The organism is Thalassospira sp. CH_XMU1420-2 (genome assembly GCF_037029325.1).
Taxonomy (GTDB): Bacteria; Pseudomonadota; Alphaproteobacteria; order Rhodospirillales; family Thalassospiraceae; genus Thalassospira; species Thalassospira povalilytica.
Window position 1 is genome coordinate 515,013 of record NZ_JAYMEG010000001.1, and the last position, 17,295, is coordinate 532,307.

The 17,295-nt window shown below is 53.9% G+C and carries 13 protein-coding genes; 5 read left to right on the forward strand and 8 right to left on the reverse strand.

The genetic code is table 11. The annotated features are described in order from the left end of the window. Positions 1-22: 22 nt before the first annotated feature. The 3 genes from WA429_RS02295 to WA429_RS02305 all read right to left on the reverse strand — a co-directional run bounded on the left by WA429_RS02295 (position 23) and on the right by WA429_RS02305 (position 3,810). Positions 23-1,207: an HD domain-containing phosphohydrolase gene (locus WA429_RS02295; protein ID WP_228194643.1), complete on the reverse strand. Its 1,185-nt coding sequence runs from the start codon at positions 1,205-1,207 to the stop codon at positions 23-25. A gap of 14 nt (positions 1,208-1,221) precedes the next feature. After that, the gene (locus WA429_RS02300) at positions 1,222-2,445 is read right to left on the reverse strand and encodes an HDOD domain-containing protein (protein ID WP_101245318.1); all 1,224 of its coding nucleotides are present in this window, start codon (positions 2,443-2,445) and stop codon (positions 1,222-1,224) included. A 141-nt stretch (positions 2,446-2,586) separates the two neighbouring features. Next, complete coding sequence (locus tag WA429_RS02305; protein ID WP_101245858.1) at positions 2,587-3,810, reverse strand: response regulator; 1,224 nt, start codon at positions 3,808-3,810, stop codon at positions 2,587-2,589. A 355-nt stretch (positions 3,811-4,165) separates the two neighbouring features. On the opposite strand from WA429_RS02305, the gene WA429_RS02310 reads away from it, so the two are divergent. Together WA429_RS02310 and WA429_RS02315 are read left to right on the forward strand one after the other, a co-directional pair. Beyond that, complete coding sequence (locus WA429_RS02310; protein WP_101245319.1) at positions 4,166-5,437, forward strand: pentapeptide repeat-containing protein; 1,272 nt, start codon at positions 4,166-4,168, stop codon at positions 5,435-5,437. Positions 5,438-5,607: 170 nt separating this feature from the next. After that, positions 5,608-6,882: a pentapeptide repeat-containing protein gene (locus WA429_RS02315; protein ID WP_101245320.1), complete on the forward strand. Its 1,275-nt coding sequence runs from the start codon at positions 5,608-5,610 to the stop codon at positions 6,880-6,882. 84 nt (positions 6,883-6,966) lie between these two features. On the opposite strand, the gene argJ is transcribed toward WA429_RS02315, so the two are convergent. The 4 genes from argJ to WA429_RS02335 all read right to left on the reverse strand — a co-directional run bounded on the left by argJ (position 6,967) and on the right by WA429_RS02335 (position 11,815). Continuing rightward, on the reverse strand, positions 6,967-8,196 hold the full coding sequence (gene argJ / locus WA429_RS02320) for a bifunctional glutamate N-acetyltransferase/amino-acid acetyltransferase ArgJ (protein ID WP_287464373.1): 1,230 nt from the start codon (positions 8,194-8,196) through the stop codon (positions 6,967-6,969). Between the two features lie 177 nt (positions 8,197-8,373). Further along, entirely contained in the window at positions 8,374-9,240 is an 867-nt protein-coding gene (locus WA429_RS02325; protein WP_101245322.1) for a peptidylprolyl isomerase, read from the reverse strand. A gap of 286 nt (positions 9,241-9,526) precedes the next feature. Then, a complete protein-coding gene (locus WA429_RS02330) occupies positions 9,527-10,651 on the reverse strand; it encodes a hypothetical protein (protein ID WP_287464372.1) in 1,125 nt (374 codons plus the stop codon). Between the two features lie 54 nt (positions 10,652-10,705). Beyond that, positions 10,706-11,815 (reverse strand): hypothetical protein, encoded by a 1,110-nt coding sequence (locus WA429_RS02335; protein WP_287464371.1) that lies wholly within the window; start codon positions 11,813-11,815, stop codon positions 10,706-10,708. Between the two features lie 335 nt (positions 11,816-12,150). Between WA429_RS02335 and secA the strand changes: the two genes are divergently transcribed. After that, positions 12,151-14,859 (forward strand): preprotein translocase subunit SecA, encoded by a 2,709-nt coding sequence (secA, locus tag WA429_RS02340; protein ID WP_287464370.1) that lies wholly within the window; start codon positions 12,151-12,153, stop codon positions 14,857-14,859. A 72-nt stretch (positions 14,860-14,931) separates the two neighbouring features. Here the strand turns inward: secA and WA429_RS02345 are convergent, their stop codons facing one another. After that, complete coding sequence (locus WA429_RS02345; protein ID WP_287464369.1) at positions 14,932-15,840, reverse strand: alpha/beta hydrolase; 909 nt, start codon at positions 15,838-15,840, stop codon at positions 14,932-14,934. A 175-nt stretch (positions 15,841-16,015) separates the two neighbouring features. Here WA429_RS02345 and mutT point away from each other — a divergent pair, with 175 nt between their 5' ends. Together mutT and WA429_RS02355 are read left to right on the forward strand one after the other, a co-directional pair. Further along, the gene (mutT, locus tag WA429_RS02350) at positions 16,016-16,447 is read left to right on the forward strand and encodes an 8-oxo-dGTP diphosphatase MutT (RefSeq protein WP_114112799.1); all 432 of its coding nucleotides are present in this window, start codon (positions 16,016-16,018) and stop codon (positions 16,445-16,447) included. A 65-nt stretch (positions 16,448-16,512) separates the two neighbouring features. Beyond that, positions 16,513-17,277, forward strand: coding sequence for a competence/damage-inducible protein A (locus WA429_RS02355; protein ID WP_287464368.1), 765 nt, complete (start codon positions 16,513-16,515; stop codon positions 17,275-17,277). Positions 17,278-17,295 lie beyond the last annotated feature (18 nt).

The window sequence follows — 17,295 nt, forward strand, 5'->3', positions numbered from 1 at the left end:
CCGTCACGAAATTGTTGCGGTATCAACCGCTTGCGCCCTTGCCGCCGCGGCGAACGCGGATCGGCTCATGAAACTGATGCAGTTTCTGGAAAACACGCAGGCGTTGGATCTGAACTTCGGAAATATAGTTTCCGTGGGTCAGCAAGACATGCCCGTCACGGGTTTCGATGTCGGTCAGCAGGAAATCACCCATCCGCAGATGTTTGAGATAGATGTCATGTTCGGTTCCTTCGGGGAAAGCGGTTTTGTCATAGGACGGATCAACAACCGCGAGAACCATTTCGATCTTGTCGAGAAGGCTCATGTCATAACGTTTCGGCTTTTGACGCAGTTCGTCAAAATGCTGTTTGACCACCAGTTCGCTTTCCGTGATTTTCCCGAGATCGTTGAATATCCGAAGAACCCGTGATCCCAGCGGGATATCGGTTCCTTTCGGGCCGTCTGACGGGAAGCCGGAACCATCAAAATCGCGATATTGCATATAGACAATCTGCGCGACATTTTCGAGACGGGGGATATTTGAAATCAGGCTGCGCGCAACTTCTGGCGTGCGTCTTACGACATCGCGTTCAAGGGGCTGAAGCGGCTTTTCCTCGCCAAGGCGGCTTAAGATATCGGCGGGCAACGAAACATACCCGATTGGCGCAAGAAGGGCGGCAAGCCCCAATTCCCATGGGTGCGGGTATCCGATCGACTTGGCGACCTGGTCACACCAGACCTTTGCGCGCATGGCCTTGCCAAAGATCGCGGGGTTCAGCTGTGACAGGACTTCGGTCAGGACCTTGATGCTGCCGGCAAGAGTCTGTTCAATCAGGGCCTTTTCAGCTGTGATCAACTGATGCTGGCGCAAGGCGGCATTGACCCCGACAAGCAGTTCTTCGTCTTCGCAGGGCTTGTTGAAAAAACGGAAAATCCGCCCCTGGTTGATGGCCTCGACCGCTGTTTTCTGGTCGGCATTGCCCGTCAGCATCATATTGACGGTATCGGGGCTGAGTTTTGCGACATTGCTGAGAAGTTCGACCCCATCCATTTCTGGCATGCGCATATCGGCAACACAAACCGCGTATTTTGCCCCGCCCTTGATCTTTTCGATGGCCTCAAGCGGGCCAAGGGCGGTGTCGAAACTGAATTTGCCCCGCAGCCGGCGTTTCAGTCCCATCAGCAGGTTTTCATCGTCATCGACGAAAAGTACACGCGGCTCTTCCATGATATGTCCCTCCCTTACTTGGCGAGTTCCGAATATTTTTCTTCGACCAGCTTTGCGGTTTCACGCCATGCCGGCAGTCTGTCGGCCTTGTTCATCCGTTCAAGATATTCGATGTCGATCCGGCTTTCCGGGGCTGTACCGGTTCTGAGTTCGATGGCGACTTCGCGCGCAAGATGTTGCGCAACGTAAATTGTCGTCAGCGCATCCATTTCATTGTGGGGCGTGTCCTGGGGGCGGTGGTGATAGGCGACCGTCTGAACCATCGCGCTGGGGAACCCCCACAGACCCAGAAGATAGGCGCCGATTTCCGGGTGGGCGGCACCGAACTGGTCACGTTCGGCAAGGTTGATCGGGATATCTTCGCTTTCGACGCGTTTGATCACTTCGGTCATTTCCTTGGCGCGGAATGCGTAAAGGATCAGGCTGCCGGTGTGACTCAGCATGCCGATCGCGGGCATGACATTGATGATTTCCGGGGCGAGCTTTTCTTGTTCGGCAATCAGGGTTGCCAGAACGCCAAGTTGCTGGCTGCGCTGGCACAGTTGCATCATGCGCGTCGCATCGGTTTTTGGGCCGTCATAACTGCGAAACAGGCCGGTAAAAAGTGCAAGCGCCTTAAGCGTATCAATGCCAAGCATGCGAATGGCAAGTGATACAGACGTGATGTTCTGACGAATGGCAAAATAGGCCGAATTGGTCAGTTTCAGAATTTCGGCAGTCAGGGCAATGTCAGACGCCACGATCGAGGTCAGCTTGTCATTGCTGACCATTGGGTCTTCAAGGGCATTGACCAGATTGGTATAGGTGCTGGGCGGGGATGCCAGCGTATCAATCCCGCCGACCAACGAGCGCAAGTCCGGATTGGTCAGCAAATTGCGAAGATCAAGCGCGTTGTCGATGGTTTCAAGCAACATGTTGTCGTCGCAAGGTTTGGCCAGATATTGATGGGCCGGACCGACAGTTCGCAAGACGGCTTCTTCTTCGCTGAAGCCCGAAAGAATAATACGTGCCGTGTGTGGATGCTTTTGCTGCATCACAGTCAATAGTTCTGCCCCGTCCGTACCGGGCATACGCATATCGGAAATGACGACGTCGGGCTCTGTTTCCGCGGCCTGGGCAATTGCACTTTCGGCATTCGCCGCAAATGACAATTTCCAGTCAGGACGCACAGAGTGCAGACGTCGACGCAATCCTTCCAGAATGTTTGTTTCATCATCGACAAACAGGATGATGCTCATGGTTACCCTCTTACGCACGTTTCATATTGTTTAGATGGGATTGCAGACCGTCCATTCACAGTCCGCATTTGAGGAGGGAGTTCAGATAATTGCAGGAAACCCATGGCGGTTGGCCTGCAACGCCGGGATGCGACGGATGTGTCAGCTGTTGGTAAGTTCACTGTATTTTTGCGAAACAATTCGGGCAATGTTTGTCCATTCTTCGATCCGGCCCGTTTTGCCGATCAGTGCCAGATAGTTCATATCAATTCGGCTTTCGGGATCTTGTCCGTTTTCCTGGTCGGCGATTTCACGGGTGAGATGCTGGGCAACATAAATCGCTGTCAGGGCATTCATCTCCTTATGGGGGAGATCCATCGGGCGATGGTGATAGGCAACCGCCTGGATTACCGGGGCCGGGAACCCCCACAGTCCCAAAAGATAGGCACCGATTTCGGCATGACAGGCACCGAATTGCTCGGTTTCGGCCTTGGCAATTGAAATGCCTTCGGTCTCGACCCGTTTGGTGACGGCCTCCATCTCGTCAGGCCGGTTGGCATAGAGGATCAATGTTCCGATGTGGCTGAGCATCCCGATACTGGGCACCGCGTGGCAGATTTCGCGCGGCAGGTCTTCGAATTCGGCAATAAGAGCCGCCGTCACACCGATTTGCTGGCTGCGATGGCACAGGCGTTTGAGGTTGGCGGCCTGATTGGGCGGGCCTTCAAAACCGCGATAAAGCCCGACAAAAAGTGCCAGCGCCTTGAGCGTTTCCTTGCCCAGCATGCGCACCGCATGCGAGACCGATGACACCGTCTGTGTCACTGCGAAATAGGACGAGTTGGTCAGTTTGAGAACTTCGGTCGTCAGGGCAATGTCAGACTCGACAATTTCCGAAATGCTCTCGAGTGAATAGTCCGGATCGGCAAAGGCGTCCTCAAGCCGTATATAGGTATCGGGCGGGGAGGCGAGGCTTTTGGAATCGGCCACCAGTGTTCTTAGTTCCGGACTTTGCAGCAACTGGCGCAGTCCCAACGCATTTTCCATGCTTTCGATCAGTGTCTGATTATCGCAGGGTTTGCTCAGAAACTGGTGGGCGGGGCCGATGGTGCGCAGATAGGATGCGTTGTCAGCATGCCCGGTCAGGATGATCCGGACCGCATCGGGGTGGGTTTCCTGAAGTTTTTCAAGCAGGGTAATCCCGTCCATTTCCGGCATCTGGATATCGGAAACAATCACATCGAAATTCATCTTGCTTGCAAGTGTCAGGGCTTCTGCGCCGCTGGTCGCGAAATAGAGATTCCATTCCGGCCGCGCACTGCGCAGCCAGCGGCGCAATCCGCTTAGAACATTGGTGTCGTCATCAACAAAAAGGATGTGATGCATTCGCAGGGTCGCCTTGTTTTTCTTGCTTTGCAGGTGGGGGCTTTGCAGCGCGATCACAAGATCGGCTGTTTAATTCAGGGAAAGCTGAAAAAAGGCAGCCGGGGTGTGACGTGTGATGCGGTTTCGTGGACGGGCAAGACAACATTGACGCATTGTCCAATCCGGATGGATAAGGTATGGATGACTTATCCTTCGGTATAGCTATCTGCGTGTAAGCATCTATATTTGCAGTGCTTTTTTATGCAAATGTCATATTTTGTCAGACTGTAACCGGTCGGGGACAGTTACAATTATGTGGCTCGCGGACAACATAGAAGTATATTGCCGTATGAATGATCGGGGTGCGGTTTAATAGATGACAACGCGTTCAGAACTGATTGACGCGATAAAAAAACACCAGCTGTATGTGACGAAGCAGCCGGGTGGCAAACGCATGCAACTGCGCAACGGTAACCTTTCCCGCATCAAAATGAGCAAGATCACCCTCGAAGACGCAGTGCTTCCGGGTGCGAACTTCATTCAGGCCGTAATACGTGACGTTAAGTTCGATTTCTGTGACCTGTTTGGTACCAATTTTGTCGAAGCCGACCTTGAAGGATCCAGTTTTGTTCGTGCGGATTTGCGCGGGGCAAATATGGCGCGGGCGAAATTGCGGCACGCCAACCTTAAGGGGGCTGACCTTCGATCTGGTGTGATGGTGATTGTTGATGCCGGGCGCGAGAAAAAGGTCAAACGCGCAACGGATCTTGCCAATGCCGATTTGCAAGGGTCGATGTTGTCCGGGGCCAATATGGCCGAAAGCAATCTTTCAGGCGCGCGTCTTGCCGATGCCGATTTAAGCGATGCCAACATGTTTGCCGTCAACCTTGCCGGGGCTGACCTGACGGGATGCAATCTTTCGGGGGCGAAGCTTAAAAACGCCAATCTCAAAGGGGCGCGGCTCAAAGACAGTCTGCTGGTTGGAACCGACCTTACCGGTGCAAATTTGCGCAATGTCGATTTGACGTCTGTTGATCTGTCGCAGGCCAATATTGCCAATTCAATTGGCAGCAAGGCCGTAACCCCCTTGCCCGAAGACATTCGCGAACTGATCAACAGCCACACCGAATGGCTGACCAGTGGCGGTTCATCCGGTGTGCCGTTAAATGTCACCGGCCGTGATCTGACCGAACTTGATTTTTCGGGACTGGATCTTTCGGCGGCGTGTTTTGATGATTGCATTCTTAAGGGTGCATTGTTTGTGGATGCCATTCTGGCAATGACATCAATGCGCAATGCCGATCTGCGCAATGCCCGTCTGAGCGGTGCGATCATGAACGGTGTGCGGATGTCTTATGCCAATTGCGCCAAGGCGATTTGCCAGGGCGTGCGGTTTGGTGGCGTGGAACAGCGCGATGCCAAGGGCAACAAGACCGGTGATGTCTGGCGGGCCGATCTGACGGCGGCGGATTTTTCACATGCGGATCTTCGGAATTCTGTATTTGAAGCCCCGCAGATGAAGGGTGCGATTCTGAGCAAGGCAAATATCGCAGGCGTCGCATTCGGGGAAACCGATCTGTCCGAAGTTGAGCTGACCGGAACCAATATCGGCGCCATCCTTAGCGGCACAATTCCCGAACAAGTATAGTGTTTTTGTCGGCTTCCTGTTCATCAGGATAGTCCGAAAACCGAAATTCTTCTTATAAAGCTAATTTAGCGACAGGTGCGGTGCGATTTGCATTGCGTTGCAGCTAACTGTTGCAGTTTATTAGATTAATACAAAACAGTGTGATCTTGGTGTGGGGGAAAATTGGTCACATGACAGCGCGTGCCGAGCTGATTGATGCAATCAAATTGCATCAGCTTTATCTGAACCAGAAACCGGGTGGCCGGCGCATGCAGGTGCGCAACGGCAACCTGTCGCGCATCAAGATGAGCAAAATCAGCTTGCAGGAGGCCGTCCTGCCCGGCGCGAACTTCATTCAGGCAACCGCGCACCAGGTCTGTTTTGATTATTGCGATCTGTTCGGAGCCAATTTTGTCGAAGCTGATCTTGAAGGATCAAGCTTTTTGCGTGCCGACCTTCGTGGTGCGAACATGGCACGCAGCAAATTGCGATACGCCAATTTAAGCGGCATTGATCTGCGTGCAGGCATCATGGTCGTGGTCGAGGGCAGCCAGGAACGCCCGGTCAAAAAAGCCACCGACATGAGCAACACCGATCTTGAAGGTGCAATGATGTGGGGGGCCAATCTGTCGGGGGCCAATATGTCCGGTTCGCGGCTGGCCCACACTGATATGAGCGATGCCAACATGTTTGCCGTCAACCTTGAAGGTGCGGATCTTACGGGCTGTAACCTCAGCGGTGCGAAATTGCGCAATGCCAACCTCAAGGGGGCGAAACTTGCCGGCTGTGAACTGGTTGGTGCGGATCTGAGCGGGGCGAACCTGCGCAATGTGGACATGACAGATGTCGATATCAGTCAGGCGAATACATCCTATTCGATCGGTGGCGGAACACCGTCCGCACCGCTGGCTGACGATATTCGCGATCTGGTCAACGGGCATAGTGAATGGCTTTCGACAAGCGGGAAAAGCGGTGTTCCGATGATTGCGGTTGGTCGCGATCTGAGCGGGCTTGATTTTTCGGGGCTTGATCTTTCGGGGGCGTGTTTTGACAAATGCATCCTGCGCGGCGCGCTGTTTGTCGACACCATTCTTGCCATGTGTTCAATGCGCGATACCGATATGCACAAGGTCCGCATGAACGGGGCGGTACTTGACGGGGTGCGTATGGCAAATGCCGACTGCACCGAGGCCGTGTTTCAGGGCGTGAAATTCGGCGGTGTCGATCAGCGCGATAAGAAGGGGGCCAAAACCGGCTCTGTCTGGCGGGCCGATCTGACCAATGCCAATTTCGAACAGGCTGATTTGCGCAATTCGGTTTTTGAAGAAACCCAGATGAAAGGCGCCAATCTGACCAAGGCGAATGTTGCCGGTGTTGCATTTGGCGCAACGGATTTGACCGAAGTCGAACTTGAAGGATCAAACGTTGGTCTGATCCTTAATGGCTATATCCCGGGCCGCAAGTAATCGGGCATTACACCATCATGTGAAATGCAAAACGCCGCCCGGGCAGGCGGCGTTTTTTTTAATGTTTGATCAGACGATCGTCGATCAGCTGCGGTAATCCGCATTGATCGAGATATAGCCATGGGTCAGGTCACAGGTCCATACCGTGGCCGCACCATCGCCAAAGCCAAGATCCGCTGCAATGTCGATATACTGGCCCTTGATATGGGCTTCGACCGGGCCTTCGTCATAATCGGCGACCCGTTCGCCGTTCTTCGCAAGTTCAATGCCGCCAATGGAAACGGTCAGTTTGTTCGGATCCGCGGTCACACCGCATTTGCCAACAGCCATGACGATACGGCCCCAGTTGGCGTCTTCACCGGCAATTGCGGTTTTGACCAGCGGGGAATTGGCAATCGCCTTGGCAGCAATTTTGGCTTCTTTTTCATTCACTGCGCCGGTGACATTGACCGTGATGAATTTCGATGCACCTTCGCCGTCGCGAACGATCTGATGGGCAAGATCACGAAGAACACCTTCAAGAGCATCCTTGAATTCGGCGATCGCCGGGTCATTGGCATCAGACACGGTGTCATTGCCGGCCTTGCCGGTAGCGGCAAGCAGCAAGGTGTCAGACGTGGAGGTGTCGCTATCCACCGTAATCGCGTTGAAGCTGCGATTGTTGCAGTCCGACAGCAATGCCTGAAGGACACTGTGCGGAAGGGCCGCATCGGTGAAGACAAAGCCGAGCATGGTGGCCATGTTCGGTTCAATCATGCCTGATCCCTTGGCAATGCCGGCAATGGTGACTTTGGTGCCATTGATGGTCGCGGTCGCCGACGCCCCTTTGGGGAAGGTGTCGGTGGTCATGATGGCCTTGGCCGCATCAAGCCAACCTGCATCATTGGCAAGAATATCGTCCAGCGCATCGGTAATGCGGGTTGCGGTGGTTGGCTCGCCAATGACCCCGGTCGAAGCGGTGAAGATTTCATTTTTGGCACAGCCAAGGGCCTTGGCAGCGCTTTCGACCTTATCTGCGACGAACTTTTCGCCGGCCTTGCCGGTAAAGGCGACCGAGTTGCCCGCATTGACAAAAAATGCACGTGCGGTCCCGCCTTTGAGTGCTTCGCGGCCCCAACGAACAGCCGCAGATGCGGTGGTCGATGTCGTGAAGACACCAGCAACCTGGGTGCCCGGTTCAAGTTCGGCAAACAGAACATCCGGGCGGCCCTTGTATCGAATGCCAAGGGTGGCGGTATGCAGTTTGACACCGGCAATAGCCGGGAGTTCAGGGAACCCTGCGGGGGCAAGCGGTGAAAGCGAGGTCGCTACCATCAGTGCAATTTCCTTAAATGGACAAGTTTGGTTCATCCTGCCGCAACGGTGACGAAAAGCAAGCAGCAGAATGCATTTATTCAGATCGGTGATCGGCAACACAAACGGGGTGAAGCCAGTGGCCGCACCCCGTTTGGTTCAAGTGAATTCAAGATCAGTCGGTATGAGCCGGGCTGATTAGTTCTTCTTGTCTTCTGCCGGTGCGTCCTTGGCAGCTTCTTCTGCTGCTTTTTCGACATTGTTCACGATGTCGGCCTTTTCGCGTAGGCCTTCAACAATGGTGTTGATGGCATCGCGGGTGACTTCGGCAGTCAGTTGCTGACGAACTTCGTCAAGCGAAGGCTGGGTGCCTTCTTTCTTTTCTTCAACCTTGATCACGTGCCAGCCGAACTGGGTCTGAACCGGTTCTTTGGAATAGGTGCCGGCTTCCATTGCAAAGGCTGCTTCGGCAAACGGGGCAACCATGTCAGCACGGTTAAAGAAGCCAAGATCGCCACCATTCGGGGCGGACGGGCCGGTCGACTTTTCCTTGGCGAGTTCTACGAAGTCCGCACCATCATCAAGTTCGGCGATGACTGCTTTGGCGTCTTCTTCGTTTTCAAGAAGGATATGACGGGCATGAACCTGTGGTTCGGGTTCGTTGTTTGCGACGAACTCATCATATTTTGCCTTGATCGCGTCTTCGGTGACAGCATCGTCAAGCGCACGGTCAAGATAGGTTTCGGCAATCACGCGGCGCTCAAGCGCTTCGACGCGTTCCTTGACTTCCTCGTCGTCGGCAAGACCGGCGTCGCTACCTGCAATCATCAGCAGGCGCTGGTTGATTTCGCGGGTCAGCAGATCGGCCTTGAGCATTTCGAACGGCAGCTGGCGATACTGTTGCGGCAGGCCCTGTTGGGTTGCACGGACTTCAGATTCCAGAATTTCTTCGCCGTTCACCGTTGCCAGAACCGGGTCTTCGGCCGGTGCAGCATCCTGTGCCAGAACAGGGGATGCAAAAATGACGGATGCCAGCGACGCGGCAAGAAGGGTATTGCGCAGCATAGTTTCTCCAGACTTTGATTTCGCGGGCTTTCAGCCCAGTGCCTCTCTCCACGGGTAAATCACATAAGCGGGTCATGCACAAGGCTTCGCCGTGGAAGTCGGGCTTTTTCGCAAAGCAATCTGTCCAAAATGTGAAACCCTTACATGCAAGAGTAAAAATATGACTTTGCGCGCCAAATAGCTGTGAAAATGCCCGCGGTCATCCGCGTCATCAAAATCCGTTTCAAGGGCGCGGGCATGTCAAATCCGGTGAATGACCGATTTGTGAAATTTGGGGTGGGGCTGATCAGGCTTTCACGTCAAAAAAGACTTCGCCGACCTGACCTGTTGATCCGTCATCGCGTTCAAACTTCGACTGTGCCACCAGATCACCCCCGATCAGGCGTTTATCGATCGGGGTTACCATGGCAAGCGAAATGGATTTGATGCCGGCATCAGCCAGGCCTTGCTGGCTGCCATCAGCGCGCAGCAAGACAAGGGATGAAAATACGCCGTCCTGCTGGTCAATCAGGCCATCAAGATTGTCGTCAAATTTCGACAGTTCCGCGAAGCCGTCCTTGGCGCCATGCTGGTCACCAAACAATTCGCGACCATCGTTGATTTCACCATCACCATTGCGGTCAAGTGCCAAAAGGGCATCTGCGCCCTTTATCCAGGCGGTCTGGTCAAGCGTGCCATCGCCATCAATGTCAAACAGCTGCCCGTCCTTGAGGCTTGTGATGTCTATGCCGTTGCCATCAAGGTCAAGGATCAGGGGGTCTTGCTGGAATATCTGGGCAATTTCGATCCGCACCATTTCGATATGTGCCTTGAATTCCGAGATCGAGACATTTGCCTGACCACCGATGCGCGAAAATTTCGCTTCAAAGGCACTGATATCGATTTCAACCCGTTGGGATGAAACGGACAGGGCACCAAGATTAATCTGGTTTGCGCCGTTGCTGATGTTCAGTGACAGTTCCTGTGCCGAAATCGCCCGACCGGAACCGTTCGCACCGGAAACGGCCATATCTTCGGGGGCGCCACCGGTCATGGCATTTGCCATGGCGCGTGCCTTGGCCGGGGGAATGCCCATCATTGCCAGCACAATGAAAGCTTCGCGGTTCATTCGCGTCTGGGCTTCGTCCATTGCCGGTTTGACGGCATTGACCACATCAAGGGCGTTGGTCTGAACTTCGAAAACCGGGCGCTGCAATTGGCCTAACGTTTGTTCTATACGCTGGTTTGCTTCGATGCTGAGATCAATCTGATCGACGATCGCGCGCTGACGGGCAAGTTCCCCGTCGGCTGCGTCATTGTCACCGGACTTTGCGGCTACGCTGAGCGCATTTTGTGATGCGGCCTGCGACACTGCGGCCGTGGCGGCATTTTGATGGGCCGTCGGATTTGTCAGGCTGGTATGGTCAAACATTCAGCGCCTCCTTCCTGAAGGGCTGCGGGATGCCACAGGGCATCCCGTTTGCAGTTAAATCAGAACATCCTGTTCCTGTGACGGGTCGATCACCGGTACGGTTTCGCCGGTCGGGAAGGTGAAGGTTGCATCACCGCCGTCCTGACCAAAACGTCCCATCGGCATCAACATGTCGACGGTAAGTTTCAACTGATTGTTGTCAGTACCTTCTTGCGGTTCGGACTGGCGGATGCCACGGACGATCAATGTCGCCTGTTCCATGAACTGTTCGGTGATCTGGGCATTGAGTGCAGCCATTCGTTCTGCTGCAATCGACTGGCCGGTTGCCGGGGTTGCGGATGCGTCTTCGCCGTCGCCAGATTTGCTATCATCCGAACCGACTGTTGCATTCATCAATTCGCGGATGAACTCGGCGACTCCGTTATCATTCATATCAAACAGCAATCCGCCATCTTCGGCATTGGCCGGGTTGCCAAGCATATCAACAAGGGAACCGCCGCCAAGGCCGTCCATTACCGTGCCAAGCGCACCCAGTGCCGCACCCATGCTGTTGCCGATGGCAACAGCTTCGGTACGGACAACCTCGATTTTGGCGGCCTGATAATTGAACGAGAATTCGCCGGTATCGTTATTGATGCTGATATCAAGCGATTGGACGGCCATCATGGCAGTTTCGGAAACACCAACGGCGGCACCATTCGCGCCAGCATACGAAATCGCTGTCTTGCTGTGACTTGCAATGGCCTGGTCAAAGGAAAATTCAAACTGGTCCTGACCCTTTGCGGCATCGCGAATGCCGTCAAACATGGCATCGGTTGCGGCAATTGCGTCTTCTTGGCTCATCCCGGACAGGGCAAACATTTCCTGGACACTGCCGCGGATCATGTCAAGCGACGCATCAAGGGCGCGCTCAAACAATTCTTCGGTCGTCAGCGGTTTGTTTGAAAGGGTTTTGCCATTGGCCGGTGCGAGCTGCTGGCTTTCAGTATGAGCGGCCAGCGCATCATCAGACAGGGCAACCGGGTCCATACGGCTGCGCGCATTGGCATTCGCCTGTGCGGAGTCCTGACCGTTTTCTGTGCCGGGTTTTGCAATGGTCTGACGCGCGTCCTGCAGGCTGGATTGGCCTTGACGGAACGGATTAAGCGCGGAGAAATCTACCATTTCCTCCTCCTGAGGATGCGTTCAGGCATCGGGACAAAACCCTTTTTGATTGCCGGAACTGAGCTACATGCTCTTTGAAGTTTAAAACTGTGGACCAAATAATACGGTTTTTTTGTGCATTTCTCAAGTCAGAAGCGATCAGGGGCAAAGCCAACTCTCCCTGGCATGGTGATCGGGCGTGAAACGGTGGTTCGATCGGTGCCTATTTTCGGCCCAACATTAGCGATATTGGTTCGTTCCGTTGACAGATGGCAGGCAGGGTTCTATCTGTGATCGGGCTCGGCTTTCTGCCGTTGCCTAATCGTGTCTTTATTCATTTGTTCAGGAACGTATTAATGCTCGGCGCCATTGCCCGGAAAATTTTCGGTTCAGCTAACGATCGTGAAGTCAAAGCCCTGCGGGCCACGGTCGAGCAAATCAATGCCCTGGAACCCGAAGTCGAAAAGCTTAGTGACGACGAACTGCGCGCCCGCACGGACTGGCTGCGCGAACGTCTGAAAAACGGCGAGACTCTTACCGATATTCTGCCAGATACATTCGCCACCATCCGCGAGGCATCCAAACGTGTTCGCGGCGAACGGCATTACGATGTCCAGCTGCTTGGGGGCATGGTTCTGTGCCAGGGCAAGATTGCCGAAATGAAAACCGGTGAAGGTAAAACGCTTGTTTCAACCTTGCCGGTTTATTTGAATGCGCTTGAAGGCAAGGGCGTTCATGTGGTGACCGTCAACGATTATCTGGCCCGCCGCGATGCGGAATGGATGGGCGAAGTGTATGGCTTCCTTGGTCTTTCGGTTGGCGTGATCATGCATGGCATGACCGATGATCAGCGCCGCGAGGCATATGCGTGTGACATCACCTATGCGACCAACAACGAGCTGGGCTTTGATTATCTGCGTGATAACATGAAGTTCCGCCTTGAAGACATGGTACAGCGCCCGTTCAACTTTGCGATCGTTGATGAAGTCGACTCGATCCTGATTGACGAAGCCCGTACCCCGCTGATTATTTCCGGTCCGGCCGAAGACAGCTCGGAACTGTATCGTGCGATCGATGTCCTGATCCCGAAACTGACCGAAGATGATTTCGAAAAAGATGAAAAAGCCCGTGCCGTTACCCTGACCGAAGACGGGACCGAGCACGCCGAACAGCTTTTGATGGAAATGGGCATCCTGACCGAAGGCACGCTTTATGACGTTGCCAACGTTCATCTTGTCCATCACGTCAACCAGGCCCTTCGTGCGCACAAGCTGTTCCAGAAGGACACCGATTACATCGTCAAGGACGACAAGGTCGTCATCATTGACGAATTTACCGGTCGTATGATGGAAGGCCGCCGTTATTCCGATGGCCTGCATCAGGCGCTTGAAGCCAAGGAAAAGGTCAAAATCCAGAACGAAAACCAGACGCTGGCATCGATCACGTTCCAGAACTATTTCCGTCTGTATCCGACCCTGGCAGGCATGACCGGTACGGCAATGACCGAGGCCGAGGAATTCGAAGAAATCTATGGTCTGCAGGTTGTCGAAATCCCGACCCATCGCCCGATTGCCCGTAAGGATGCCGATGACGAGATCTATCGCACGGCCAAGGAAAAATGGGTGGCAATTGCTGAACAGCTTGCAGATTGCCACGAACGCGGTCAGCCGGCACTGGTTGGGACCGTCTCGATCGAAAAATCGGAAATTCTGTCTGACCTTCTTAAGCAGAAGAAAATTCCGCACGAAGTTCTCAATGCCAAGCAGCATGAACGCGAAGCATTGATCGTTGCCCAGGCCGGTGCGCCCGGCGCGATTACGATCGCCACCAACATGGCCGGTCGTGGTACGGACATCAAACTTGGCGGTAACGTCGAGATGCGTGTCGAACATGAACTGGCTGACGTTACTGACGAGGCCAAGCGCGCGGCTGCAATTGAAAAAATCAAAGCCGAAGTCAAAGCCGATCAGGAAAAGGTTCTGGCTGCCGGTGGTCTGTTTGTGATTGGTACCGAACGTCATGAATCACGCCGCGTGGACAACCAGCTGCGTGGTCGTTCCGGTCGTCAGGGTGACCCGGGCGGTTCGAAATTCTATCTGTCGCTTGAAGATGATCTGATGCGTATTTTCGGGTCCGAGCGCATGGACGGGATGCTTCAGAAACTGGGGCTTCAGGAAGGCGAGGCGATCTACCATCCGTGGATCAACAAGGCGCTTGAAAAGGCCCAGCAGAAAGTTGAAGCACGTAACTTCGACATTCGTAAGAACGTTCTGAAATTTGACGATGTCATGAATGACCAGCGTAAGGTCGTTTATGAGCAGCGCCGTGATCTGATGCAGGCCAAGCATGTCGCCGAAGACGTGGCCGACATGCGTGCCGAAGTGATCGAAGAACTTGTCGAGAAATACTGCCCGGCAAAGGTTTACCCGGAACAGTGGGAAGTCGCGAGCCTGCATGAGGAAACCACGAGACTTCTGGGCCTTGATCTTCCGATTTCGGAATGGGTCAAGGAAGAAGGCATCGATCAGGAAGTCATGCGTGAACGCATCGAAAAGGCAGCATCTGAAAAAATGGCTGCCAAGGTTGCGAATTACGGCGCGGACATCATGCGTCAGGTCGAGAAAAGCCTTGTTCTTCAGCTGCTCGATCAGTCGTGGAAAGAGCACCTTCTGGCGCTTGATCATCTGCGTCAGGGCATTGGGCTTCGGGCCTATGGACAGCGCGATCCGCTGAATGAATTCAAGCGTGAAGCATTCAACATGTTTGAAGGGATGCTGGCCAATCTGCGCGAACGTGTGACCCAGATGCTGTCACATGTTGAACTGCAATCCGCACCGCGCCCCGAAGACCTTGAAGCCCGTCGTCCGCAGCAGGAAATGCACGAAAACCGCGACGAACTTGAAGGCAGCGAACAGGGATCGGACAGCGCAACTGTTCAGTCACGTCAGGCATCGGGCACCGTGAACCCGAACGATCCGTCCACCTGGGGACGTGTCGCCCGCAATCAGGCCTGCCCGTGCGGTTCAGGCAAGAAATACAAACATTGCCATGGTCAGCTTGCCTGATTGCATCTGGTAATATCGATCACAAAACGCGCATTCTTCGGAATGCGCGTTTTTTTGTTTCAGTGGGGTATTTTAGCGTTGGGGTAAAGATGGCAGTTTATCACGCAGGAACTGTTCGACCGGATCAAGCACAGACTTGTTTGTCGTCAGATAAAACCCCAGTGCAATCAAAGTTCCGGCATGTCCGGTATCTTCGATTTCGACATATATTGCATCCGGGGCAAGGTCAGCCAGCTTGCGGGAATTGCGCGGGAAAACAGTTTGATCACGATTGCCGGTGATGAGCAAAAGTGGCGGCATGGATGAGAGGTCCATTGCGACCGGCTGACTTCGTTCGGGGGGCGTGTCGCCAAAGGCATTTTGAGTTGCCCGGACGTCATAGGGATAAAAGTCATAAGGACCGGATAACCCGATGACCCCGGCAATGTGACTTGGGGGCAAGCCGACTGATTTCAGATAATTCTGATCAGCAACGACCTGAACCGCGTTGTAAGCCCCGGCAGAATGACCAGCAAGAATGACCGGGCTCTGCTGTAACTGATCAGGGTTTTGTGCAGCATAGTGGCTTAGAAAACCGATGGCAGATGCGGTGTCTTCAAGAAAAGCAGGAAAGCGCACATTGGGGAAAAGCCGGTAATCCGGAATGGCAACCGCATACCCTAGCTGGTTGAACCTTTTGGCGATGAAGGCGTACTTTGCCCTATCACCAGACTCCCATGATCCGCCATAAAGCCAGATCAATAGTGGCGCCGGGCGGGCCGTCCTGTTTGGGAGATAAAGGTCCACAACCTGCCTGATGTCGTGACCATAAGAAAGACCATTGAAATCGGGTTCGTAGCTTCCCGCCTGCCAGGTGTTGTAGGCGCCAAGTTTGTCGCATCCCGTCAGGACAAAGAGCGCAAGAAGGGAATTGGCCGTGACGCCAAAGAAGCGTCGGAAACCGTTTTCATGCTGTTTTGTAGATCTGAAAGAAAAGAACATTCAATACCTGTCAGGGGACGCAATAGAGGTTTTTTCTATACGTTGCCTTAGGGATAACAGATTGAAGCATTAGATTTATTGCCAAAGTTGCCATATGGATTTTTCTGCACTTGGCGAAGCACATTGGCCGCGATAAAACATTGTCATGACAATACAACAACCAGACAAAGGCTGCATGTCGGTCGACTTGCGGCAGGGTAAAACACCCGGGAAAACAGTGTTTGTCAGTGCCGTGGCACTGGTGGATGCCGATCATCGCGTATTGATTGCGCAGCGCCCCGAAGGCAAATCCATGGCAGGGCTTTGGGAATTTCCGGGTGGTAAGGTCGAACCCGGTGAAACCCCGGAAATGGCACTGGTGCGCGAGCTGAAGGAAGAGCTTGGCATTGATATCACCGAAAGCTGCCTGGCACCTTTTACCTTTGCCTCATTTACCTATGATGACTTCCATCTGATGATGCCGCTTTATCTGTGCCGCGTGTGGAAAGGGGAAATTACCCCGATGGAAGGCCAGCAGGTAAAGTGGGTGCGTCCGGTGCGCCTGGGTGACTATCCGATGCCGCCGGCTGATGTGCCGCTGGTGGCGATGTTGCGCGATTTCCTGTGACCCGGACGCCTGTTAGGTGCGTAAGGTCTAGAGTCTGAAAATGATATTGAAGTTGTGGGGAAGTGATGTCTGATCCGGTCCGTGCCTGTTTGATTATTATTGGCAATGAAATCCTGTCTGGCCGTACCCATGACAAGAACCTGCCCTATCTGGCAGAAGAGCTGAACAAGATCGGCGTGCGGCTGGCCGAGGCCCGTGTGATCCCCGATATCGAAGACACCATTATCGCCACAGTCAATGAATGCCGGGCGAAGTTTGATTACGTCTTTACCACCGGGGGCATCGGGCCGACCCATGATGACATTACATCGGAATGCGTTGCCAAGGCGTTTGGCGTAGAAATTGAACTCAATGCCAAGGCGCATGAACTTCTTAAAAGCCACTATGAAAACCCCGAAGACCTGAACGAGGCGCGTCTGCGTATGGCGCATGTACCGGTCGGTGCCGAACTTGTGCAGAACCCGATTTCAAAGGCGCCGGGTTTCCGCATGGACAATGTTTATGTCATGGCCGGTGTGCCGATGATCATGCAGGCCATGTTCCAGGGCATCAAACATCAACTGGTCGGTGGCAAGCCGATGGTGTCGCGCTCTGTCGGTGGTTATATCCCCGAAGGCACAATCGCCAAGATGCTTGCAGAAATTCAGGGAGATTTCCCGGATACCGATATCGGGTCCTATCCGTTCCTGCGCGAAGGGAAACTTGGCACGACTTTGGTTGTGCGCGGGGAAAGCCCAGATGATGTCAATCACGCAGCCGAGCGTATCCGTCTTGTAATTATCGAAAGCGGGCGTGAGGTCATCGAAGATAGCGGTGCTGTCAGCGCCTAGCCCCGAGCCCCGACTTCA

Bases quoted from the DNA above. Each gene is read 5' to 3' on its own strand.
- WA429_RS02295 (WP_228194643.1), bottom strand. From the start codon at position 1,207: ATGGAAGAGCCGCGTGTACTTTTCGTCGATGACGATGAAAACCTGCTG.
- WA429_RS02300 (WP_101245318.1), bottom strand. From the start codon at position 2,445: ATGAGCATCATCCTGTTTGTCGATGATGAAACAAACATTCTGGAAGGA.
- WA429_RS02305 (WP_101245858.1), bottom strand. From the start codon at position 3,810: ATGCATCACATCCTTTTTGTTGATGACGACACCAATGTTCTAAGCGGA.
- WA429_RS02310 (WP_101245319.1), top strand. From the start codon at position 4,166: ATGACAACGCGTTCAGAACTGATTGACGCGATAAAAAAACACCAGCTG.
- WA429_RS02315 (WP_101245320.1), top strand. From the start codon at position 5,608: ATGACAGCGCGTGCCGAGCTGATTGATGCAATCAAATTGCATCAGCTT.
- argJ (WP_287464373.1), bottom strand. From the start codon at position 8,196: ATGGTAGCGACCTCGCTTTCACCGCTTGCCCCCGCAGGGTTCCCTGAA.
- WA429_RS02325 (WP_101245322.1), bottom strand. From the start codon at position 9,240: ATGCTGCGCAATACCCTTCTTGCCGCGTCGCTGGCATCCGTCATTTTT.
- WA429_RS02330 (WP_287464372.1), bottom strand. From the start codon at position 10,651: ATGTTTGACCATACCAGCCTGACAAATCCGACGGCCCATCAAAATGCC.
- WA429_RS02335 (WP_287464371.1), bottom strand. From the start codon at position 11,815: ATGGTAGATTTCTCCGCGCTTAATCCGTTCCGTCAAGGCCAATCCAGC.
- secA (WP_287464370.1), top strand. From the start codon at position 12,151: ATGCTCGGCGCCATTGCCCGGAAAATTTTCGGTTCAGCTAACGATCGT.
- WA429_RS02345 (WP_287464369.1), bottom strand. From the start codon at position 15,840: ATGTTCTTTTCTTTCAGATCTACAAAACAGCATGAAAACGGTTTCCGA.
- mutT (WP_114112799.1), top strand. From the start codon at position 16,016: ATGTCGGTCGACTTGCGGCAGGGTAAAACACCCGGGAAAACAGTGTTT.
- WA429_RS02355 (WP_287464368.1), top strand. From the start codon at position 16,513: ATGTCTGATCCGGTCCGTGCCTGTTTGATTATTATTGGCAATGAAATC.